General features: G+C 49.9%; 28 protein-coding genes, 1 pseudogene and 1 other annotated feature. Of the genes and pseudogenes, 26 read left to right on the forward strand and 3 right to left on the reverse strand.

Translation table 11 applies throughout. From position 1 onward, the window contains the following. Positions 1-224 precede the first annotated feature (224 nt). Both FD32_RS03670 and FD32_RS03675 read right to left on the reverse strand, forming a co-directional pair. Positions 225-443: a hypothetical protein gene (locus FD32_RS03670; protein ID WP_082611618.1), complete on the reverse strand. Its 219-nt coding sequence runs from the start codon at positions 441-443 to the stop codon at positions 225-227. Beyond that, entirely contained in the window at positions 443-877 is a 435-nt protein-coding gene (locus tag FD32_RS03675; protein ID WP_047770510.1) for an HIT family protein, read from the reverse strand. Before FD32_RS03675 ends, FD32_RS03670 begins: the two co-directional genes overlap by 1 nt. Positions 878-998: 121 nt before the next feature. Here FD32_RS03675 and FD32_RS03680 point away from each other — a divergent pair, with 121 nt between their 5' ends. The 3 genes from FD32_RS03680 to trmB are packed head-to-tail and all read left to right on the forward strand — an operon-like array spanning position 999 to position 3,580. Then, entirely contained in the window at positions 999-1,736 is a 738-nt protein-coding gene (locus FD32_RS03680; protein WP_047770511.1) for an ABC transporter ATP-binding protein, read from the forward strand. Next, positions 1,729-2,937, forward strand: a complete 1,209-nt coding sequence (locus FD32_RS03685; RefSeq protein ID WP_047770513.1) for an ABC transporter permease — start codon at positions 1,729-1,731, stop codon at positions 2,935-2,937. The genes FD32_RS03680 and FD32_RS03685 overlap by 8 nt, the downstream gene beginning before the upstream one ends. A 1-nt stretch (position 2,938) precedes the next feature. Next, a complete protein-coding gene (gene trmB, locus FD32_RS03690) occupies positions 2,939-3,580 on the forward strand; it encodes a tRNA (guanosine(46)-N7)-methyltransferase TrmB (protein WP_047770515.1) in 642 nt (213 codons plus the stop codon). Positions 3,581-3,709: 129 nt separating this feature from the next. Here trmB and FD32_RS03695 read toward each other — a convergent pair whose 3' ends face one another. Next, positions 3,710-3,964, reverse strand: coding sequence for a hypothetical protein (locus FD32_RS03695; RefSeq protein WP_235803752.1), 255 nt, complete (start codon positions 3,962-3,964; stop codon positions 3,710-3,712). A 148-nt stretch (positions 3,965-4,112) separates the two neighbouring features. On the opposite strand from FD32_RS03695, the gene FD32_RS03700 reads away from it, so the two are divergent. From FD32_RS03700 to rpmF, 23 genes and pseudogenes are all read left to right on the forward strand, one after another. Next, positions 4,113-4,433, forward strand: coding sequence for a thioredoxin family protein (locus FD32_RS03700; RefSeq protein WP_047770517.1), 321 nt, complete (start codon positions 4,113-4,115; stop codon positions 4,431-4,433). Positions 4,434-4,546: 113 nt separating this feature from the next. Then, positions 4,547-5,194 (forward strand): YtpR family tRNA-binding protein, encoded by a 648-nt coding sequence (ytpR, locus tag FD32_RS03705; protein ID WP_047770519.1) that lies wholly within the window; start codon positions 4,547-4,549, stop codon positions 5,192-5,194. A 134-nt stretch (positions 5,195-5,328) separates the two neighbouring features. After that, a complete protein-coding gene (gene murC / locus FD32_RS03710; protein ID WP_047770521.1) occupies positions 5,329-6,636 on the forward strand; it encodes a UDP-N-acetylmuramate--L-alanine ligase in 1,308 nt (435 codons plus the stop codon). A 74-nt stretch (positions 6,637-6,710) separates the two neighbouring features. Then, positions 6,711-7,424 (forward strand): Bax inhibitor-1/YccA family protein, encoded by a 714-nt coding sequence (locus FD32_RS03715; protein ID WP_047770523.1) that lies wholly within the window; start codon positions 6,711-6,713, stop codon positions 7,422-7,424. 134 nt (positions 7,425-7,558) lie between these two features. Then, positions 7,559-10,216, forward strand: a complete 2,658-nt coding sequence (gene polA, locus FD32_RS03720) for a DNA polymerase I (protein ID WP_047770525.1) — start codon at positions 7,559-7,561, stop codon at positions 10,214-10,216. A 12-nt stretch (positions 10,217-10,228) separates the two neighbouring features. Further along, positions 10,229-11,014 (forward strand): DNA-formamidopyrimidine glycosylase, encoded by a 786-nt coding sequence (gene mutM, locus FD32_RS03725; RefSeq protein WP_047770527.1) that lies wholly within the window; start codon positions 10,229-10,231, stop codon positions 11,012-11,014. A 50-nt stretch (positions 11,015-11,064) separates the two neighbouring features. Then, positions 11,065-11,664, forward strand: coding sequence for a dephospho-CoA kinase (gene coaE / locus FD32_RS03730; RefSeq protein WP_047770529.1), 600 nt, complete (start codon positions 11,065-11,067; stop codon positions 11,662-11,664). 43 nt (positions 11,665-11,707) lie between these two features. Continuing rightward, positions 11,708-12,181: a transcriptional regulator NrdR gene (gene nrdR, locus FD32_RS03735; protein ID WP_047770530.1), complete on the forward strand. Its 474-nt coding sequence runs from the start codon at positions 11,708-11,710 to the stop codon at positions 12,179-12,181. 11 nt (positions 12,182-12,192) lie between these two features. Beyond that, on the forward strand, positions 12,193-13,557 hold the full coding sequence (locus FD32_RS03740; RefSeq protein ID WP_047770532.1) for a DnaD domain protein: 1,365 nt from the start codon (positions 12,193-12,195) through the stop codon (positions 13,555-13,557). Beyond that, positions 13,557-14,498, forward strand: coding sequence for a primosomal protein DnaI (gene dnaI / locus FD32_RS03745; RefSeq protein WP_047770534.1), 942 nt, complete (start codon positions 13,557-13,559; stop codon positions 14,496-14,498). The genes FD32_RS03740 and dnaI overlap by 1 nt, the downstream gene beginning before the upstream one ends. A 46-nt stretch (positions 14,499-14,544) precedes the next feature. After that, positions 14,545-14,678 (forward strand) — a sequence feature (ribosomal protein L20 leader region). A gap of 43 nt (positions 14,679-14,721) precedes the next feature. Continuing rightward, complete coding sequence (gene infC / locus FD32_RS03750) at positions 14,722-15,234, forward strand: translation initiation factor IF-3 (protein ID WP_047770536.1); 513 nt, start codon at positions 14,722-14,724, stop codon at positions 15,232-15,234. 25 nt (positions 15,235-15,259) lie between these two features. Further along, positions 15,260-15,457, forward strand: coding sequence for a 50S ribosomal protein L35 (gene rpmI / locus FD32_RS03755; protein ID WP_047770538.1), 198 nt, complete (start codon positions 15,260-15,262; stop codon positions 15,455-15,457). Positions 15,458-15,501: 44 nt separating this feature from the next. Beyond that, positions 15,502-15,855 carry a 50S ribosomal protein L20 gene (gene rplT / locus FD32_RS03760; protein ID WP_047770540.1) on the forward strand — a complete coding sequence of 118 codons (354 nt, stop codon included), beginning with the start codon at positions 15,502-15,504 and terminating at the stop codon, positions 15,853-15,855. Between the two features lie 119 nt (positions 15,856-15,974). After that, the gene (locus tag FD32_RS03765; RefSeq protein WP_047770542.1) at positions 15,975-16,505 is read left to right on the forward strand and encodes a YqeG family HAD IIIA-type phosphatase; all 531 of its coding nucleotides are present in this window, start codon (positions 15,975-15,977) and stop codon (positions 16,503-16,505) included. Next, positions 16,498-17,616 carry a ribosome biogenesis GTPase YqeH gene (yqeH, locus tag FD32_RS03770; RefSeq protein WP_047770544.1) on the forward strand — a complete coding sequence of 373 codons (1,119 nt, stop codon included), beginning with the start codon at positions 16,498-16,500 and terminating at the stop codon, positions 17,614-17,616. The genes FD32_RS03765 and yqeH overlap by 8 nt, the downstream gene beginning before the upstream one ends. Positions 17,617-17,628: 12 nt before the next feature. Continuing rightward, entirely contained in the window at positions 17,629-17,940 is a 312-nt protein-coding gene (gene yhbY / locus FD32_RS03775) for a ribosome assembly RNA-binding protein YhbY (RefSeq protein WP_047770545.1), read from the forward strand. 15 nt (positions 17,941-17,955) lie between these two features. Next, positions 17,956-18,597, forward strand: coding sequence for a nicotinate-nucleotide adenylyltransferase (locus FD32_RS03780; RefSeq protein ID WP_047770546.1), 642 nt, complete (start codon positions 17,956-17,958; stop codon positions 18,595-18,597). Further along, positions 18,590-19,204: a bis(5'-nucleosyl)-tetraphosphatase (symmetrical) YqeK gene (yqeK, locus tag FD32_RS03785; protein WP_047770548.1), complete on the forward strand. Its 615-nt coding sequence runs from the start codon at positions 18,590-18,592 to the stop codon at positions 19,202-19,204. Before FD32_RS03780 ends, yqeK begins: the two co-directional genes overlap by 8 nt. Beyond that, positions 19,205-19,561 carry a ribosome silencing factor gene (gene rsfS, locus FD32_RS03790; protein ID WP_056962113.1) on the forward strand — a complete coding sequence of 119 codons (357 nt, stop codon included), beginning with the start codon at positions 19,205-19,207 and terminating at the stop codon, positions 19,559-19,561. Beyond that, positions 19,561-20,301, forward strand: a complete 741-nt coding sequence (locus FD32_RS03795; RefSeq protein ID WP_047770552.1) for a class I SAM-dependent DNA methyltransferase — start codon at positions 19,561-19,563, stop codon at positions 20,299-20,301. The genes rsfS and FD32_RS03795 overlap by 1 nt, the downstream gene beginning before the upstream one ends. A gap of 8 nt (positions 20,302-20,309) precedes the next feature. Beyond that, complete coding sequence (locus FD32_RS03800; protein WP_047770554.1) at positions 20,310-21,443, forward strand: nucleotidyltransferase; 1,134 nt, start codon at positions 20,310-20,312, stop codon at positions 21,441-21,443. Between the two features lie 115 nt (positions 21,444-21,558). Then, positions 21,559-22,113 (forward strand): annotated as a pseudogene (locus FD32_RS03805) (DUF177 domain-containing protein). 51 nt (positions 22,114-22,164) lie between these two features. Next, on the forward strand, positions 22,165-22,344 hold the full coding sequence (rpmF, locus tag FD32_RS03810) for a 50S ribosomal protein L32 (RefSeq protein ID WP_047770556.1): 180 nt from the start codon (positions 22,165-22,167) through the stop codon (positions 22,342-22,344). The last annotated feature ends 154 nt before the right edge of the window (positions 22,345-22,498 follow it).

Consider the following 22,498-nt stretch of genomic DNA (forward strand, 5'->3'; position numbering starts at 1 on the left):
TTGTTAAATTCCGAATGGAGCTTCTGATTCAGAGGCTTTTTGTCACAACCCCTTGCCCGTTTTCAAAAATCCGCATTGCGTTTTTAAAAGGCGCAGTGCGGATTTTTTGTGTACTTGACATGAATATGGCGCTGGATAATGACATGGATACACAAAAGCCGGGCAATGAATTAATTAATGGTCCATTGCCCAGCTTTTGTAAGTGCGGAAATTCCGTTACCGTTTTATTTAAACCGCTTATTCAACTTTTCGACAATCTCTTGAATCCGGTCAAGACGGTGTTGGTCTTTGAACTTCCATTTGTCGATCAATGTCGTTACTTCCTGCTGGTATTCGGTCACTGCCGGTAGGGCTTTTTGGAGCTTTGCCAGGTTAGCCTGGAGCTGCTTACCCTCCTGGCCCAGCTTTTTCACATCACTAATAAAGTTTTTAATTGCTTGCATTATTGGGCGTCCTTAAATTGGTCAGCGATGGCCTTTTGAATTTCCTGGTACTTTTCTTCGTTGTACTTGCCGGAGTTATCCTTGAAGATCATCTTAAAGTCGTCCTGGTCGGTGTAGCGGGGAATAAGGTGGATATGGGAGTGGAATACGGACTGGTAAGCAACCTCACCATTATTGTTAATGATGTTCATGCCCTTGATAGCGGGGTTAGATTGCTTAATGGCCCGGGCAATCTTTGGGATCCGGGAGAAGACCGCTGCCGCAAGGTCTTCGTCGTAGGCAAAGATGTCCTTGACGTGCTTCTTTGGGACGACCAAAGTGTGGCCCGGTGTCCCCTGTGAGATATCTAAGAAGGCCTTCACAACGTCGTCTTCGTAAACTGTGTAGCTAGGAATTTCACCATTAATTATTTTGCAGAAAATACAATCAGTCATAAGTACCACTCCTTTAATGTTATGTTAATCTTAGTATACCTAAATTTACTCCAAACTGCATGAATTTACGGTATGGTATAATGAATTTTTGAAAACGAAAGTTGGTAAGGAAGGCATATTAATGGCACTAGAAGTGAAGAACCTGGTTGGGGGATATTCCCAAATACCAGTGTTAAAGAAAGTGAACTTGGATGTCCAGCCCGGTGAATTGGTCGGCCTGATTGGCCTCAACGGTGCTGGTAAGTCAACGACGTTAAACCACATTATTGGGATTCTGCGGCCATTTTCCGGGGAGATCACCCTCAATGGTCTGAACCTTCAGGACAACCCCAACGAGTACAAGAAGCAGATTGCCTACGTTCCCGAAACGCCCATCCTTTACGATGAGTTAACTTTACGAGAGCACCTGGAATTGACGATGAACGCCTACCAGTTGGACCATGACCAGGCCTGGCAGCGGGCGAACAAGCTGCTGAAGACTTTCCGGCTTGAGAACAAGCTGGACTGGTTCCCGGCAAACTTCTCTAAGGGGATGAAGCAGAAGGTGATGATCTGCTGCGCGTTCATGACGGATGCCAAGCTGCTGATCGTGGATGAACCATTATACGGCCTGGATCCGCTGGCCGTTCATGACCTGTTAAATCTGATTGCCGAAAAGAAGGCGGCGGGGGTTGCGGTTTTGATGTCGACCCACGTTTTGGACACGGCACAGCGGTACTGTGACCGCTTCGTCCTGCTTGCTAACGGCCAGGTCAAGGCCCACGGAACCCTGGCCGAGCTGCGGGCACAGGCTGACCGGCCGGACGAGTCACTTGATGAGATCTATCTTGGCTTAGCAAGGGATGAGCAAAATGAATAACTTATTTGCAACGCGGCGCCAGCGCCACTTTATGATGCTGTTAAAGTATTGGCGGCTAGTATTTAATGACCACTTCGTAATCGCCCTCTTCTTCCTCTTCGGCGCGCTGGACTACGTTTATGGGCAGTGGCTACCAACCCTGGGTCCCCACTTGTGGTGGAGTCGCTGGCTACTGGTGATCTGGTTTGTCGCAATTGCCCAGTTCGGTCGCTTGGCAACCCTTTTGAAGCGGCCCGACCCGGTATTCCTTTTACCCCAGGTAACGGCAATGGAGGCCTACCTCAAAAAGGCCTTTTTTTACAGTCTGCTTCTGGGTGAGCTGATTACCATTGCGGGGACCTTCGTGGCCCTACCGTTTGCCATGACGACCGAAAAGTTATCGACGGTTGACATTGTCTTCATCTTTTTGACCGCGATGGTCAGTAAGGATGACTGGCTATTTACCGCCCGTAAGTCAATTAGTATGCGGTGGGCGCGTTTTCAGTGGCGGACCCGGGCAGAGTACTGGGTTAACCCCGCCCTAGCGGCCTTAGCAACCTGGCTGGTGACCCCCACGGTGGGTCTTATCGTGGCAATCGTCGTAGACCTAGCAATGCGGTTGGTATACCGTGATTTGATGGTTGATTGGCGGGCGGCTATCAAGATGGAAGAGGACCGGATGTACAGCGTCTACCGCTTCTTTAACCTCTTTACCGACGTCCCAAGTGTCCAGGGGAATGTCAAACGACGGAAGTGGGCAACGGGCCTGATCAAGTGGCTGACGGTTGGCAAGCATCCCTGGTCGTACATCTACGCCCGGGGCTTTGTCCGTAACACCGAGATTAGTGGAATTGTCAGTCGGTTGACTGTCTTGGGGATGGTCCTCACCTTCTTGATTCCGGTTCACTGGTTGAATACGGTTATGGCCCTGTTATTCATCTACTTAATTGCCACCCAGTTAATGCCGCTCTTTGACCAGTACGACGGGAATGTTTTTACCCACCTGTACCCGGTTACCAAAAATGAGCGGGTGGCGGACTTCCAGTATCTGTTAGCCCGGGTGACCCTGATTGAATCGGGGCTGATCGTTATTGCCAGCATTGGCCTCCGGGTTGACTGGGGGCAGTTCTTGACCAACCTTGTCTTAGCGGGCATCGAGCTTGCCTTTTTAACCCACTTTTACTTTAAACTACGAATGAAAAAACTGAGCGAGGAATATTAATATGCGTGTAAAACATAAAAAATGGGCAGCACCGTTAATAGCGGCCCACCCAGAGAAAATGGTGACGAATGCTGAAGAAGTGAAGGGGAAGTGGCAAGAACGCTTTGAAAAGCTCCAGCCAATTCACCTGGAAGTGGGGATGGGAAAGGGCCAGTTCATCATCGGAATGGCCAAGGCCCACCCAGAGGTCAACTTCATCGGCCTGGAAATTCAGGAGACGGTCGCAGCGATTGCCCTGAAGAAGGCCCTTACAGAAGACCTGCCCAACCTTCAGCTGGTCTGCGGGGATGGTTCAGATATCACTAACTACTTTGAACCCCACGAAATTGACCGGATGTATTTAAACTTCTCCGACCCTTGGCCTAAGAAGCGTCACGCCAAGCGGCGGTTGACCTACCACACCTTCCTGGATGGTTACCAAACTATCTTGAAAGAGCAGGGGACCATCGAGCTGAAGACGGATAATATGGGCTTCTTTGAATTCTCCCTGGAGAGCATGAATAACTATGGGATGAAGTTTGATGGGGTCTGGCTCGACCTCCACAACAGTGATGAAAATGAGCACAACGTTGAAACCGAATACGAGCAAAAATTTGCGGCCAAGGGACAACCAATTTACAAACTGACTGCCCACTTTGCTTAAAAAAATTCCCCAGTAGGTATTTTGACCTTGCTGGGGAATTTTAATTTAATCGTCTGCCAACCGCTTGAGTTCCAGCAGGCTGCCGGTGTAGGCATCCACCCGGAACTCGTAGTTGACGGGTTCATTGTCTTATAGCCGCGTCAATCCGCCCCGGTAGGCGCTAGTCTTAACGGCGTAGCGTTGGAAGGGGACGCGGCGGTGGTCAATCCAGCTGCCGGTGATGGTTCCTTCGCGGGCAAAGTCATGGCGAATCAGCTTGAGTGCCCGGTTGGCCGAAATAGGCCGTTTGCCAAATAGCTTACCAGCCACGAAGCCAGCCACCCCGGAGGCACCGAGCGTCACCGGAATTAACCATGGATTAAGCGTGTTGTTCGAATCATTCATTGAATTGCTTCCTTTGTAATTTATTTATTAGCGATTAATGTTATCTTATTGTAACATTTTCTCCAAATAAGTCCAAAAGTGCAACTTACTTTTCATAAGCTTAGAATATGATATAGTAAAAAATAAACATCAGGAAAGGGATGGTCAAATGGAAAGTTTACCCGTTATGAAGGAAGACCAATTGCAACAGAAGCTGGCGAAGGGGAAGTATATCCTGTTCTTTACGGCTGGCTGGTGCCCAGACTGCCGCTTTATCAAACCGGCAATGCCCGAGATTGAGAAGGATTTTCCGGAATTCACCTTCCTGCAAGTTGACCGGGACGAAAACATTGACCTGGCGGCGAAGCTAAATATCTTTGGCATTCCTAGCTTTGTTGCCTACGCGGATGGCAAAGAAATTGGCCGTTTTGTCAATAAAGATCGAAAAACCAAGCAACAAGTGGAAGATTTTTTGCGTAAATTGAAGTAAAATATAAAGCGCAAGTCAATCCGACCCGCTTGAACAAATTAATAGAAGTGGGCGCTATCGTTGCGCCCTTTTTATTTTGGGCGGGAATCAGTTATTTAAGAAAGGAACATTCGATGCTAATTGCGAGTTATAATCCCAGCGAAATGGGCGATATTTTAGTAACAATCACGGCACCAGATAATGGTGCGCAGGTAAGCAAGGTCAACAAAGATGTTGCCCAAATTACCACGGCTAAGGACCAGCAGTTGCTTGGCTACAACTTTATGAACGCAAGTCAACTTTTGCCAGAACTGAAGGGGCAAAACGGCCAGGTCTTCTTAAGTGATGAAGCGGTCGCCAAGTTGAACGAGCAGATTCACGCTGCTGGCTTTGATGCAGAACTCACCGCGGACCACGATCCAAAGTTTGTGGTGGGCTATGTTGAAGAATTAAAGGACCACCCGAAGTCTGACCACCTGAAGGTTACTAAGACCCAGATTGGTGCTGACCAGACTGTCCAGATCGTTTGCGGGTCACCAAACGTTAAGGCGGGCATTAAGGTCGTTGTTGCCAGGCCCGGCGCAATGATGCCTGATGGTAAGATTATTTGGCCGGGGGCCCTCATGGGGGTAGAAAGTGACGGGATGCTTTGCGGCTTCCGTGAATTGCGGATGAAGAATGCTCCCGACAAGAAGGGCCTGTGGATTATTCCTGATGACTGGCAAGAAGTTGGTGAAGCTGTCGACTTTGCAAAGGCTGACACCTTCTTCCCTGCTAAATAATTATCAAAATTGTTAAATCACTATTGCTTAAAATCAGGAATGCTATATGATTTAGGGGACAAAAGGTAGTTTGCTTAGCAGGCGGGGTGCTTTTTAGGCCCCTTTTTCCCTGCTAGTCAGAAAGGAAATTAATGATGGAAACGAAGACTTATTATTTTATTGGTATTAAGGGGACCGGGATGGCATCTTTGGCCCGGATCCTTCACGACAAGGGCAACACGGTATTAGGATCGGACATCGAAAAGGAAACGTTCACTCAGGGACCCCTGCTAAAGGCGGGAATCAAGATCTTGCCTTTTGACCCGGCTAACTTGAAGGCGGGAATGACGGTGATCAAAGGAAACGCCTTTTCCGATGACCATCCCGAAGTTCAGCAGGCGAAGAAAATGGGCCTACCAATCTTGACCTATCCGGAAGCGGTTGAAAACGAGGTTGTCAACCACACTAGCATTGGAATTGCCGGGGCCCATGGGAAAACCAGTACCACGGCACTGTTGTCTCACGTTTTGGCAGCGGTTGAACCAACTAGCTACCTCATTGGTGATGGGGTCGGCAAGGGGAGTGCTGGCGACCGCTTCTTCGTCTTTGAAGCGGACGAGTACCGTGACCACTTCTTGGCATACCACCCCGACTACGCCATCATGACAAACATTGACTTCGACCACCCGGACTACTTCAAAGATATTGATGATGTACGGGCATCATTTGAAACTTACGGCCGGCAGGTTAAGAAGGCCATCTTTGCCTGGGGCGACGATGCTAACCTGCGGAAGCTGGACGTCGATGTTCCCGTCTACTATTACGGGACAGGTGAAAAGGATGACTTCCGGGCAGAAAACATCAAGCGGACACCGGCTGGCTCGACTTACGATGCCTACTTTAAAGACCAGAAACTGGGGACCTTCACCATCCACCTCTATGGTGAACACAGTATCTTAAACAGTTTGGCTGTCCTGGCTGTTGCCTACATGGAGCATGTCGACATGGACCAAATCAAGAAGGAACTGGCTAACTTCCACGGTGTTAAGCGGCGCTTTAGTGAAACCGACGTGGCCGGGGATAAGCTGATTGACGACTATGCCCACCACCCGAACGAGATCAAGGCGACTATCGATGCGGCCCGGCAGAAGTTCCCTGATAAAGAGGTCGTGGCGGTTTTCCAACCCCACACTTACTCGCGGCTGGCGGCCTACATCGATGACTTTGCTAAGACCCTCTCGCGCGCTGACAAGGTCTACGTGACCTCAATCTTTGCTTCTATTCGGGAAAAGAGTGGCAGTGTTTCGAGTGAAGACCTGGAAGCCAAGATCCCGGGTAGCGAAGGAATTGATATGGACTCAATCGACAAGTTGAGCCAGTACCACGACGCCGTAGTGATCTTTATGGGTGCTGGAGATATTGAGAAGTACGAGGACAAATTCAAAGAATTGCTTAATAAGTAAGCATTCTTGCCCCCTTCACCGCGACGGTATGGTATTCTTGACAGTACCGAAAAATAATTTGAGGAGGAATAAGAATGAATAACTTTCCTGGCGATTCTGGCCGGCGTGTTGTTGCGGACCAGGCTGGTTTAAATACATTCCTGACCCGAATGTACGGATATATGACATTAGCCGTTCTTGTTTCTGCGCTTAGTGCGTGGCAGACAATGACGACTTTCCGGAATGCGGTAATGGGCTACTTTGGGGTCCACCCAGGGATGGTCTGGTTAATCCTGTTATTGCCATTCGCCTTAACAATGGGTATCAGCTTTAGTGCCACCCGGAACCCGGTGGGGAGCTTCATCATGCTAATGGTGGTGGCCATCATCTACGGGGTTGAGTTTGCACTGATTGCCGGAGCCTATACCGGGACGAACATTGCGGCGGCCTTTGTGTCGTCTGCAGCAGTCTTTGCGACGATGACAATCTACGGGACGGTTACCAAGCGAGACCTCAGTAAGTTTGGCTCCCAAGCCCTAGCAGCCCTGGTAGCACTCTTCATTGCCTACCTAATCAACATGTTCCTGAAGAGCCCGGCAATTGCTTATATTTTCTCGTTCATTGCGGTAATTATCTTTGTGGTCCTGACCGCATGGGATGCCCAAAAGATGAAGCAGATTTACCTTAATTACAGTACCGCTAATTCAGTCGCGGGACTGGCAATCATCGGTGCTTTACAGTTATATTTAGACTTTATTAACCTCTTCATCTCGTTCCTACAAATCTTTGGAATGAGTAACCGAGATTAAAGAAAAAACGAGTCGGTAATTTCCGACTCGTTTTTTCTTTAATCAGCGGATGAACACCAGCATGACGTTAACGATAACCCCTAATCTTTGGTACAATTAGTTAGTAGAAAAAAAGGAACGGAGCGAATAACTACATGGCCAAACAATTATTACTGATTGATGGAAATAGTATTGTTTTTCGGGCATTCTTTGCGATGCACAACCAAATCGATAAGTTTACTAATAAGGACGGTCTGCACACCGTGGCAATCTACGGCTTTAAATTAATGTTGGACCACGTCCTTGATAACTTCCACCCGGACGCTGCCCTGGTGGCTTTTGATGCCGGCAAGAAGACCTTCCGGACCAAAATGTATGCCGATTACAAGGGGGGACGGAACAAGACACCAGAAGAGCTGATGGAACAGTTACCCTATGTCCACCAGTTGGTAAGGGCAAGTGGGCTTCATAGCTATGAATTAAAGAACTACGAAGCGGACGATATCATCGGGACCCTTGCTAAGGAAGCTGACGACGCTGGTTACGAGACGTTAGTGGTCACTGGGGACCGTGACCTTACCCAATTGGCAAGTGACCATACCACGGTTGCCGTCACTCATAAGGGGGTTACGGATACTGAACACTACACACCGGCTCACGTAGAGGAAAAACTTGGCATCACCCCTAAGCAGATTATTGATATGAAGGCCCTGATGGGGGATACTTCGGATAATTACCCCGGTGTCACTAAGGTTGGTGAAAAGACTGCCATCAAGCTGGTAAAGCAGTTCGGCTCGGTTGAAAACCTCTATGACCACATTGACGACCTGAAGAAGAGCAAGATGAAGGAACACCTGATTGAGGATGAAGATGTTGCCCGTCAATGCAAGACCTTAGCAACGATTCTCCGGGACGCGCCTTTAGAGATCAGTCTGAAGGACCTGAAATACGAGGGTGAGCAGACGGAAGAATTAATTGACTTTTACCAGCAGATGGGCTTTAAGTCCTTCCTGGCTAAGATGAACGTTGCCCCCGAAGAGGGGGAAGACCAGGTTAAGCCAGTTACCTATACCGAATTAACGGCCGATAACCTTGGCGAGCTTGATCAACTGAGTGGTGAGGTCAGCTTCTACCTCGAAATGCCAGAAGCTAACTACCACTTGTCTCCATTTGCTGGCTTTGCCCTGGGGGATGGCAGTCACTGGTTTGTCAGTCGGGACGCCGAGTTGCTTAAACAGGCCCCGTTGAAGAAGCTTCTGGAGTCAACAACGATTCACAAGAACGTCTTTAATGCCAAGGCACATATTGTTGGTTTGCATAGGCTCGGCATCGAACTGGCGGCGGTCGACTTTGACCTCCTGCTTGCTTCCTACCTACTTAATACTAATGATAACAGTAACGATCTTGGTCAGGTGGCCTTGGAGCATGATTACCATGACGTTCGTACCGATGAAGAGGTATACGGCAAGGGTGCTAAGCGGGCCATCCCCGATGACGATGAGACCTTTTTTACCCACCTTGTCCAGAAAGTCCGGGCAATTAATGATCTGAAAGCGCCTCTCTTTACAAAACTTAACCAAAATAAGCAGACCCCGCTCTATACCGACATTGAATTACCACTGACCAGGGTTCTGGCAAAAATGGAGATTACCGGTGTCCACGTTGATGCCCAAACCCTTAAAAACATGGGCAGTAAGCTTAAGGAACGGTTAGCTGACATTGAAAGCGGCATTTACGAAGAGGCCGGCGAGGAGTTTAATATCAATTCCACCAAGCAACTGAGCCATATTCTCTTTGAAAAACTGAAGTTACCAGTTATCAAGAAGACCAAGACGGGGTACTCAACGGCCGTGGACGTTTTGGAGAAGCTGGCTGACCGGGCCCCAATTGTTGAACAAATCCTGGAATACCGGCAGATTGCTAAGTTACAGTCAACTTACATTACCGGCCTTTTGAAAGTTATTCACTCCAGCGACCAGAAAATCCATACTCGTTACCTTCAGACCCTGACGCAGACAGGGCGGCTCTCGTCCGTTGACCCGAACCTGCAAAATATCCCTGTTCGTCTGCCGGAAGGGCGGTTGATTCGGCAGGCCTTCGTGCCTAGCCATACCGGATGGCAAATCTTCTCGTCTGACTACTCCCAGGTTGAATTACGGGTCCTAGCCCACATTACTGGGGATAAGAATCTCCAGGAAGACTTTAGAAACGGTGAGGATATTCACGCAAGTACGGCCCGGCGAATCTTCCACCTAGGGCCGGATGCTGAAATTGACCGCAACATGCGGCGGCGGGCCAAGGCCGTTAACTTTGGAATCGTCTATGGTATCAGTGACTATGGCCTTGCCCAGCGGATTCACGTCACCCGGGCCCAGGCCCACGAGTTCATCCAGAACTACTTCAAGGAGTTCCCTGGTGTTAAGAAGTACATTGACGACACTATTGCCTTTGCCCGGGAGCACGGTTATGTGGAGACCATTACCCACCGGCGTCGTTACTTGCCGGACATCCACGCGAAGAGTTTTAACCGGCGGTCTTTTGCGGAACGGACGGCGATGAACACGCCAATTCAGGGTAGTGCGGCCGATATCATTAAGATTGCGATGATTCGGATGCAAAGAGAGCTTGACCAGCGTCAGCTCAAGGCTAAGATGCTCCTCCAGATCCATGACGAACTAGTCTTTGAGGCGCCACAAGACGAGATCCCGGTTTTGAAGAAATTGGTACCACAGGTAATGGACTCAGCGGTGAAACTGGATGTACCGTTAAAGGTTGACAGTAAGGTCGGCGATACCTGGTACGATCTTAAGTAAGGGGGCAATAAAATGCCGGAATTACCAGAAGTTGAAACCGTCCGTCGCGGATTATTAAAGATTGCGAAGGGGCGGAAAATCCAAGCAATTGATGTTTACTACGGCAAGACAATTACCAACGACGTCGAAAAGTTCCGTCAGGCGTTGATTGGCCAGACGATTACTGACGTTGACCGGCGGGGGAAGTACCTCTTGTTTCGCTTTACGAATAACCTGACGATGGTTTCCCACTTACGGATGGAGGGTAAGTACTTCAACCAGCCGATTGGGGGACCAATTGACAAGCACACCCACGTTGTCTTTCAGTTTACCGACGGCAGTGAACTCTGCTACCACGATACCCGGAAGTTTGGCCGGATGACCCTGGTCAAAACCGGCGAGGAGAACCAGGTTGGGGGGCTAAAGACGATTGGCCCGGAACCAACGGCCGCGGCCTTTCACCGCGACTTCTTCCAAAAAGAGCTGGCACGTAGCCGGGGGAAGATCAAGCCCTTCCTATTGAACCAACGCCACGTCGCCGGACTGGGGAATATTTACGCCGATGAGGTCCTGTGGATGAGTAAAATTAATCCGGAACAAGCGGCTAATACGATTCCGCCAGCTAAGGTGAAGGCCCTCCACGATAACATCATCAAGGAACTGGCCACGGCAACGAAGTACAAGGGCACGACTGTCCACAGCTTTACCAACGCCTTTGGGGATGCCGGCGCCTTTCAAGAACGGCTGAACGCCTATGGACACGCTGGTGACCGTTGCCCACGCTGTGGAACGAAGATGGTAAAGATCAAGGTTGCCTAGCGGGGGACGACTTTCTGTCCGCACTGCCAGCCGCTTGTGGAGGAAAAGAAATGACTAAAGTAGTGGGCTTAACCGGGGGAATTGCGAGTGGCAAATCGACCGTCAGTCAGATGCTCAGTCAGGTGGGCCTGCCGATTGTCGATGCGGACCAAGTTGCCCACCGCCTCCAACAGCCTGGTCAGTTAGGCCTAAGTGAGCTGGTGGGCCAGTTTGGACGGGAAATTTTAACAGCGGATGGTCATTTAAACCGGAGGGCCCTTGGTAAAATGGCCTTTAGTGATACCGGCGTTCGTCACCAACTAAACGCAATCATGCAGCCCCTGATTTGGGAGACAATTATGGACCAGCTAGCCGCTTTTAAAAAACAGGACATCCCATTCGTAATCCTGGACGCCCCCCTCCTGTTTGAACAGGGCTACGACCAGGAATGTGACCTAATTGTCGTTGTTACGGTCAGTCATGATCGCCAAGTCCAACGCCTGATGTCCCGCAACGGATACACAAGGACGGTGGCCGAACAGCGAATTGCCGCCCAGTGGCCATTGGCTAAAAAGGCCCGCAGAGCGGACATGGTGATCAACAATGATGGTTCCTTAAATGAACTGCGGCGTCAGGTCGCTAAGTTAGTTGACTACCTTGGGGCAAAGTGATTATGGTAAAATAAAGTATTAAAGCAATTAAGGAGGAAAGCGCATGAAGTGTCCACATTGTCACCGTAACGGATCACGAGTTGTTGATAGCCGGCCCAGTGAGGATGGTACCTTTATACGCCGGCGCCGGGAATGCATCCACTGCGGCTTTCGTTTTACCACTTTTGAACGCTACGAGCAGACCCCCCTCTTGGTTATCAAGAAGGACGGCACGCGCCAGGAGTTCAGTCGGCAAAAGATCCTCAATGGGATTGTGCGGTCAGCGGAAAAGCGCCCAATTAGTATGGAGCGGCTGACCAAGATGACCGATAAGGTGGAAAAGAAGGTCCGGAGCCTGGGTGAGAACGAAATTTCTAGCCAGCTGATTGGTAAGTACGTTATGAACGAGTTAAAGGGCGTTGACGAGGTCGCCTATATCCGCTTTGCCAGCGTTTATCGGCAGTTCAAAGACGTCGATGCCTTTATGAGCGAACTAGAGACGATGGTAAAGGACGAACATAAGGGTGAAAAGAAGTAGGAGGAGTGGCAATGACTGCGCAGGAAGACGAATTTAACCCGCAAGCGGGATTCTTGGTCACTGCTGCCAGCGATTTTGTCAACTTTAACGACCGGGTCTTTACCAGTTTTTACCAGCCGGTGTTAGGACCAACGGCTTTTGGCCTTTTTTACGCCCTCCGTGCCCAGCTGATTTTCCAGCCTACCTTGGCAGACCGCCGTTTACAGGCAAACATTATCCGCCAATTAAATGCAGGAACTTCCCAGTTGGCAAGGGCCCTGCACCGTTTGGAAGCGGTGGGGATGGTCCAAACCTACCGGGGGCAAGATGGCCAGGGAACCTTTTTCGTCTATCAACTGCAGACGACCCTCACACCGGCGGCCTTCATTGAAGACGACCTCCTTAGTGTCCTCCTCCTTGAGGCAGTAGGGGATAGTCACTTTAAACAGTTGGTCAAGGAAGCCCGGCGTTACCAGTTGGCCTCTTCGCCGTCCTTAGAAAACGTTAGCCACCACTTCCTTGACGAGTTCCACGTGGCCAACAAGTCGCTAGTTAAGACGCCCACCACGATTAAGAATGCCCGCGAGCAAACGAACGTTGACCAGCATCCCCAGCTAGGGGCGGGACAAAGTGACTTTGACTGGCCGACCCTTTTTCAGTTAGTTAAAAAGCAGCCAGTGATGAAAAAGGACCTGAGTGCGGCCCGGCAGTTAATCGAGGTTGAGCACCAGCTATACGGAATTGATGAGTCCACAATGGCTAAACTGGTCCTCCAGGCGGTTGACCTAGCCGACAACCACTTCAACCCGGCAAAGTTCAAGCGGATCGTTGCGAGTCGTTACCAGCAGGTTGGTCACCAGGCGCCTCCAGCGACTGCTAACCAGTCCGCTAGTTCACCGGTCAAGCTAACGGCCAAGGACCGCCAGCTTTTGCAGAGTGCGGCCGATTATGCACCGGTTGAATTTCTCCAGGGCTTGAAGGAACAGACCGGTGGTTTTGTAAGTGCGAATGAACGCCATATCCTAACCCACCTGGTTAATGATGTTAAGCTTGATTCAGCAGTCATTAACATTCTTTCCTGGTACATCATTGCCGACCTTGACAATGCTAACCTGAAGGCCAGCTTTGTTGACGCAATTGCCAATAGCTGGATTAAGGCGGGGGTCAAGGATGCGCCAGGGGCCCTTCAGGAGCTAAAGAACTTTCAGGAGCAACGGGGCAAGCAGCGGACGTCCAAGGGTCGCTTTGCTTACCGCCGGCCGCAGGTTGAAGAACAGATGCCAAAATGGAGCAAGACGGATACCCAGCAACTAAATAAGAAGGCGTCCCCCGAGGCGCTGAAAGAAGTTCAGGCCATGCTCGCTAAGCGGAAAGGAAGAAAGGGTGGTGACCAATAATGAAGTCCTTAAATGAATCACTCCAGGGAATCATGCGGGGAAAGAACATTAACACCAACATTGCTGAGCTGATGAAAAAAGTGATGGCGGACGATGACGTTCAATCCTTCCTCAGTGCCAACCGTGACCAGATCACTAAAGAAATGGTACGAAGTGGCCAATCGAAACTGTATGAGTTCTACCATGAAAAGCAGCTCCGTCAGCAGGGTGAAGCTACCGTGGCCCCGGGTTATTCTCCCCAGTTGGTCTTGAACTCGGGCCAGATTGACGTGACCTATGTCCCCACTAAGCAGTTAATGGAACAGGAACGCCAGCGGCACATTAAACGGCTGGTTCAGTCGATTAATATGCCAAAGTTTATTCAACACGCTTCCTTAGACGATTTTTACATTGACGAACAGCACGCCACGGCAACCCGGACAGCGGCCTTGAAGGCGGCGGTGGCCTTTACAGAAAGCTACCAGCCGGGACATTTCCAGCCCGGCCTGTACCTCTACGGTAATTTTGGGGTTGGCAAGACCTTCCTGCTAGGGGCAATTGCCAACGAGCTTGCCAAGACGAAGGGTGTGGCCACGACCATGATGCACTTCCCGAGCTTTGCGGTGGAGATGCGGAACTCAATTAAAAGCAACAGCACCAGCGAGAAGCTGGCAGCGGTAAAGAAGGCCCCCATCCTGATGCTTGACGATATTGGGGCCGATGCGATGAGCAAGTGGGTTAGAGACGATGTTTTGGGGATCATCCTTGAATGCCGGATGCAAGAAGAACTACCGACCTTTTTCAGCTCTAACTTTTCAATGGATGAACTAGCGGCTAACCACCTGGCAATTGACACCCAGGGTGACCGTGAGCCCCTAAAGGCCCAGCGAATTATGGAACGAATCAAGTTTCTTTCCCGTGAAATGCCGATGACCGGTCAGAATTTGCGGAATAAGGGATAATTATCTTGACATTTAAGAAGAGATTCGTTATTCTAGAAAGCGTTGAAAGAAAAAGCAGAAGCACCCGCTTCTCGCCTAGGTGATAAGGATTGCCGGGCTGACGAGATGAAATTGAACGGACAGGTAAGGTCCGTTTTGATAAAGCGGGATGCAGTTTGCACCCCGCTTTTTTTGCTTGATCTTTCGCTAATAAAATTGGAGGTGCGTTGCCATAGCACAAGATATGATTGTCAACAACGGTATCCGTGCACGTGAAGTGCGGCTAATTGGTCAAGATGGTGAACAATTAGGGATCAAGTCCAAGCGTGAAGCGCTCCAGTTGGCAGAAGATGCCAATCTTGATTTGGTGCTGGTTGCACCAAAGGCTCGTCCAGCGGTTGCCCGCATTATGGATTACGGTAAGTACCGTTTCGAGATGCAAAAGAAAGAGCGTGAAGCTCGGAAGAAACAAAAGACAGTAACGATCAAGGAAATTCGCCTGAGCCCATCAATCGATACGAACGACTTCAATGTTAAGTTGAAGCGGGTTCGTAAGTTCATTGCTAAGGGTGACAAGGTGCGGGTTTCACTCCGTTTCCGTGGTCGTGCCATTACGCATAAGGATATCGGTCGTGACATGATTGAACGGATGGCTGATGAAACGTCAGACATTGCTACTGTTGTTCAACGTCCAAAGATGGAGGGGCGGAGCATTTTCTTAACACTCGCCCCAGCTGCTGATAAAGCAAAGAAATAATTTTAAGAAAGTAGGGAATTTTCTTATGCCAAAGATGAAGACTAACCGCGCTGCTGCAAAGCGTTTTAAGCGTACTGCTAAAGGTGGATTCAAGAGTGGTAACTCATTTACTAGCCACCGTTTCCACGGTAAGACTAAGAAGCAACGTCGTCAATTACGTGGCTTGAGCATGATGGACAAGTCCAACGTAAAGCGTTACAAGAAGTTACTGCCATTCAAGTAAACTTCACATACTAAATAATCAAAAATACGTAGGAGGATTTCAACATGCGAGTTAAAGGTGGAACTGTTACGCGTGCACGTCGTAAGCGCGTTATGAAGTTAGCAAAGGGTTACCGTGGTGCAAAGTCTCGTTTATTCAAGACTGCCAAGGACCAAGTAATGAAGAGTTACGTTTACGCTTTCCGTGATCGGAAGGTCAACAAGCGTAAGTTCCGTGAACTCTGGATCGCCCGGATCAATGCTGGTGCCCGGATCAACGGAATCAGCTACAGCAAGCTGATGCACGGCTTGAAGCTGGCTAACATCGACATCAACCGGAAGATGTTGGCTGACCTGGCTGTTAACGACCCAAAGGCTTTTGCTGCGGTTGTTGACGAAGCTAAGAAGGCTCTCAACTAATTCCAACTTGAATGAAGTCATCCATCTGTTACCGGGTGGGTGACTTTTTTTGATGTTAATTGAAACTAGAATTCACAATCGCTATAATTAATCTAATAAAGAATTAACGAGGTGCAACATTGCTAGAAATATTTAAACCGACTTGGATGGTAAAAAGTATTTATACTGTTTCGCCAGACCAGTTGAAGGATCATGGCATCCGGGCAGTTTTCAGTGACCTGGATAACACCCTGATTGCCTGGAATAATCCCGATGGAACGCCGGAATTAAGACAATGGATGACATCGTTAAAAGTGGCGGGAATTCCATTGATCGTGATTTCTAATAACAGTAAGGACCGGGTAGCAAAGGCAACCGCTAACCTTGACCTGCCGTTCATGTCCCGTTCGTTAAAACCCCTTAGTTTTGGGATTAATCGCGCCCGGGTCAAGCTTGGCCTGGCCAAGAATGAAGTGGTAATGGTCGGCGATCAGCTGATTACCGACATGGTTGCGGCCCACGAAGCGGGTGTGCGCAGTATCCTGGTTAAGCCCCTTCTTAATACGGATAAGTGGGATACCCGGATCAACCGCTTCTTTGAACGGCGTATTTGGAAGCAGTTGAAGAATAAGTATCCACAGTTAAAATGGCAGGAGGATTTGAATGACTGAACAAGATGAGGAATTACGTTGCATCGGTTGTGGAGCAGTGATCCAATCGACTGACCCGGCGAAAGTGGGTTATACTCCCGCGTCCGCAGTCAAGAAGGGACTGGACAGTGACGAACTATACTGCCAGCGGTGCTTCCGCCTGCGGCACTACAATGAGATTGCCCCAGTATCGCTAACCGACGACGACTTCCTACGTTTGTTGGGGCAAATTCGGGACGCCAACGCGCTGATTGTCTACGTTATCGATATCTTTGACTTTAATGGCAGCCTGATCCCGGGCCTGCACCGTTTTGTTGGTGATAATCCCGTACTGCTGGTCGGTAATAAGGAGGACTTGCTGCCCCGGTCACTGCGGCGGCCTAAGCTCCGCGACTGGATGCGCCAGCAGGCCAACCAGGCGGGATTGCGACCGATTGATACAGTCCTGGTTTCCGCAAAGAAGAACCACCAGATTGATAACTTGTTAGACACAATTGAAAAGTACCGGCATGGTCAAGATGTTTATGTTGTCGGGGTTACCAACGTTGGTAAATCGACTTTGATCAACCAAATCATTAAGCAGCGGACGGGAGTCAAGGACCTGATTACGACCTCTCGCTTCCCCGGGACGACTCTTGATGAAATTGAGATTCCCCTGGATGATGGCCACCGCTTGGTTGACACCCCGGGAATTATCCACCCCCATCAAATGGCCCATGTCTTACCGGCAAAGGACCTCAAAATTGTGGCGCCCCAAAAGGAAATTAAGCCACGGACTTACCAGCTTGATGCCGGCCAGACGGTCTTCATCGGTGGGGTGGCCCGCTTTGACTATGAAAAGGGCCCCCACGCGGGTTTTGTCACTTACTTTGACAATAATTTGACCCTCCACCGGACCAAACTAACTAATGCGGATGCCTTCTATAAAAAGCACCTGGGGGACTTATTAACACCCCCAACGGTGGATGAGAAGGACCAGTTCCCGCCACTGGAACGGGAGGAGTTCCGGGTAAATAAAAAAAGTGATATTGTCTTTGAAGGTCTGGGCTGGATTACGGTTCCAGCGGGGACGACGGTGGCCGCTTGGGTCCCTAAAGGGGTAGCCGCCCTGGTCCGCAAAGCAATGATTTAGTGAGGTAGAAATATGCATTTAAGAGGAAAACAAAAGCGATTCTTACGGGCGCAGGCTAACCACCTGCAACCGATTTTTGCCGTTGGTAAGGAAGGACTCACGGATAGCTGGCTGGCCCAGCTGGATGGGGCCCTCAACCGGCGCGAATTAATCAAGGTCAACATTTTACAGAATGCTGATGTTACGACAGATGAGGTTAAGGCGTTTATTGAAGACAACACCGCTATCCAGGTTGTCCAGGTGATTGGCCGGGTTCTGGTGCTGTTTAAGGTTGCCGATAACAAGGACCTGCGTGACCTCTCGAACCGTGTTGCTAAAATTTAGTAAGGAAGATTAACTATGCAGGGTTGTCAAGTGTATTCAAAAGTTAAGCCGGCAGTTAAGGTCCAGCCACTTGCTGACCATCACCGGCGAATCGGTATTTACGGGGGGACATTTAATCCCGTTCATAATGCCCACCTCTTGGTTGCCGACCAGGTAGGCCATGCGCTGTGCCTAAATAAGGTGAAGTTAATGCCGGATGCGATTCCGCCACACGTTGACCACAAGGATGCGGTTAGCGGCGACCTCCGCTTGCAAATGCTGGAGCTTGCGATTCAGGGAAACCCGCTGCTTGGCATTGAGCGGACCGAACTAGACCAGGGTGGGGTGAGCTATACCTACGATACGATGGAGCAACTGACCCGCCAACACCCGGATACGGACTACTACTTTATCATCGGTGGTGATATGGTTGACTACCTGGATAAGTGGCACCGGATTGATGACCTGATTAAGCTGCCCCGCTTTCACTTTGTCGGGGTGCAGCGGCCGCATGCGAAGAACGCGACTAAGTACCCGGTAATTTGGGTTGATATTCCAGAAGTTGACATCAGTTCGAGTGATATTCGGGAACGAATTCGGCGGGGGCAGTCTGTCAACTACTTACTTCCGACGAAAGTTGCTGATTTTATTAAGGAGCATCATCTATATCATGACTGAGGAAATCACTTATATACACCACTACATTCCACTTGACCGTGCTGAACTCGTTGCCCGCCTTCACGATGCATTACGTGACAAGCGTTTTCACCACGTGTTGCGGGTTGAGCAAACCGCCATCAAGCTAGCAAAGCAGAACAACGTTGACGTTGAAAAAGCCAGTATCGCTGGTTTATGCCACGATTACGCCAAGCAGCGTCCGGACGAGGACTTCATCAATGAGATCCACCAGAAGGGGCTCGACCCCGAACTGCTGAACTACGGGAACGCAATTTGGCATGGGGTCGTTGGCGCCGAGCTTATTAAGGATGAATTGGGTATCTGGGATGAAGATATTCTCAACGCAGTGCGCCACCATACCACGGGAGCGGCCGTGATGACTCCCCTTGAACAGGTTGTCTACATGGCGGACTACATCGAGCCGGGCCGTGACTTCCCTGGTGTTGAAAAAGCCCGGAAAATCACCAACGCTAACCTGGGCGCAGGGGTGGCCTACCAGACTAAGCAGACCCTTGAATACCTGATTGAACACAACAGTCCAGTGTACCCAAAGACAATTGAAACCTATAATGCTTGGGTACCAGCATATAGAAAGGAAATTGAGTAAATGGAAAGCAAACAATTATTAGAAATGGTTGTTAAGGCCGCTGATGGCCGGCGGGCAGAAGATATTACCACCCTGCAGGTTGACCAAATCAGCCCAATGGCCGACTACTTCGTGATTATGACTGGCGGATCCGACCGGCAGGTCCAGGCGATTGCCAATGCCATCATTGAAAAGGCCCACGAGAACCAGGTAGAAATTGGAAGCGTGGAAGGTAAGAATCATGCCAAGTGGGTCCTGATTGACCTGGGTGACGTCGTCGTTCACGTCTTTCGGGAAGAGACCCGGCACTTCTATAACCTGGAAAAGTTATGGTCCGAAGCACCACTGGTCAACCTGGATAAGTGGATTAAGGACTAATGATTTACCAGAGCTTTGCCCAACTATATGACCAGTTGTTTGACGAAAACCTTTATAAGGATTGGCGCGACTACACCCTCGACCGATGCCCAGCTGGGACTTTAGACGCTTTGGACCTAGCGGGTGGTGCCGGTCGACTGGGCATTTTATTGGCGCAGGCCGGTTTGACCGTGACGGTTGCTGACTTTTCGGCGGAAATGCTGTCGATTGCGAGCCAGCATGCCCAGGAGGCTGGCGTGGCCTTGAACCTGGTGGAAGCTGATATGCGTGACCTCCAGGCTTTTCCCCAGTATGACCTGGTGACCTGTTACGCCGATTCACTGTGCTATTTACCAAATTTGGCAGACGTAAAGACAACTTTTGGGGAGGTCAAAAAGCACCTGAAGGCTGGTGGCCGCTTCCTCTTCGATGTAATCACGCCCTACCAAACCGACCAGGTCTATCCAGGGTACATGTATAACTACCAGGACGATGACCACGAGCGGGCCTTCCTGTGGCAAAGTTTTGTGGATGACGACGTTGTACACGGCGTGATTCACGACCTGACCTTCTTTAACCGCCTACCGGATGGTAACTACCAACGGGTTGGGGAGACCCACTTTGAGCGTAGTTACCCCCAGTCACGGTTAATAGCGGCACTAAAGCAGGCCGGCTTTAAGCAGATAACGGTGACGGCAGATTTTGGCCGGCAGGCACCGGATAAGACAACAACCCGGTGGTTTTTTGAGTGTCAAAAGTAGGTGAGAAGATGGATGCCGTTGGGCTTGTAGTTGAATTTAATCCCTTTCATAATGGCCACCGCTACTACGTCCAAAAGGCTAAACAGGTGACGGGCGCGGATGTAGCAGTGGCGGTCATGAGCGGGGACTTTACCCAGCGTGGGGAACCAACCATTGTTGACAAGTGGCAGCGGGCCCATGCTGCGCTCTTGAACGGGGTTGACCTGGTGGTAGAATTGCCCATCTGTTATGCCTGCCAGCCGGCCCACCGGTTTGCGGCGGGGGCTTTGGGCCTTTTGAATCAGTTGCAGGTTAAGAACGTGGCCTTTGGGGCTGAACATCCGGACTGGGACTTCAAAAAATTAGTCGCCGCCGCCCGTGATTTCAACCAACAGGCGTTGAAACAGTACAACGAAACCTACGCCACCCAGTTTAATGACCAGCTTGCCCAACGGACCGGCGTAAGTCTAAAAGATCCCAATGACATTCTGGCATTTGCTTATACCAAGGCGGTCAGTGCCCATCACTACCCGATTAACCTGGTCCCAATTGCCAGGCGGGGGAGTAACTACCACGACGAGGAGATCCACGGGCAAATTGCCAGCGCGAGTGCCATTCGGGAGGCCGTCAAGGAACACGCTGCGTTTGCACCTACCGTGCCCCCGGCAATGTTACCGGTGCTTCAAGCGGTGGCAACGGTGCCTTCCTGGGCAGCCCTCTACCCCCTTTTGCGTAACCAGCTGATCCAGGCTCCTGTTGCCACCCTGGCCCAGACCTACCAGATGGCGGAAGGATTGGAGCACCGGATGAAGGAGTTTGCGGAACGGAAATTAACCTTTCCAGGCTTCATCCATGGCATCAAGACCAAGCGTTATACCTATGCCCACCTGCTGCGTCTTTGCTTGTACACGACCCTCCAACTGACGGAGGATGAAATGGCGGCCCATATCGACCAGCCCTTTATCCACATCCTTGGTTTCAACAAGCGGGGACAGGAATACCTCCACCAGGTGAAGAAAAGGGTGGCGGTGCCGATGTTTACCAAAGTTTCCCAGGAGATGAAAGAGGACCTGTATAACCTGGATTACCGGGCCGGGAAGCTTTACCAAAACTTCACACCGGCCGACCAGGACCTCAAGCACCCGCCACTGATAATTCGTTAGTTTATGGTAAAATATGAGCGGTCGTTTAGCCCGGTAAACCTGTCAAGGAAAAAGCATTGACAACCCCTGGGTGAGACTAGTATAATTGCACATGTTGCATTAGGAGGTTAGTACGATGAAATGGTCGTTAGAAGAACTACATCGTTATCAAAATGAGCCACTTCATATTCAGAGTACTTTTGATCTGAACGCATCATTGACTAAACTATTTCCGGATATTATCTTGGGGGTTGACCCCGTCAAGGTTGACGGATATGTTACTTATGACGGCGGGGATGCGACGGTAAGTGCCAATGTTAAGACGACACTGACGGTCCCATCCAGTCGTTCACTGACCCCGGTTGAGCTCCCGCTTGACTTTAACTTTACCGAGACTTATATTGATAATCGCAGCCACTTTTCCCGGTATGAAGACGATGAGGTTGTCTTCTTACTGAAGGATCGTGAACTGATTGACTTCGATACTGCCTTGGCGTAGAATATTGTTGAGCAGGTCCCGCTCCGGGTCCTTTCTGCGGATGAAAAAGCCGGGAAGCCAATGCCAAGCGGCAAAGGCTGGTCCGTCATCGCTGAGGATGACTACGCGGCAGACAAGCAGAAGAATAAAAAAGTTGATCCACGTCTCGCGAAGTTACAAAAGTTATTGCCTGATCAGGATGATAAAAAGTAGCGGACGGTTAAAAACCATTTGTGGATAATTAATTATTAGGAGGTGTCAAACATGGCTGTACCAGCACGGAAGACTTCAAAAGCTAAGAAGCGTATGCGTCGGGGTCACATCAAGTTGAATGTCCCTGGCTTAACTCCTTGCCCAAACTGTGGTGAACTTCGTAAGTCCCACATGGTATGCCCTAACTGCGGCTACTACGATGGCAAGCAAGTTATCAACACTAACAACTAATTATTTTAAGAAAAGATCATTCTTTAGGCGCCGGACCTGGGATGGTCTTTTTTGAAAACGGGCAAGGAAATACGTTCTTTTAAGGACGTGTTTCCTTGCCTAGTGCGCCCGGCATGGGTATTAGCTAGGTGGTGAAAGTCCACTATGGGCCGTA

This window comes from Limosilactobacillus panis DSM 6035 (assembly GCF_001435935.1).
Lineage (GTDB): Bacteria > Bacillota > Bacilli > Lactobacillales > Lactobacillaceae > Limosilactobacillus > Limosilactobacillus panis.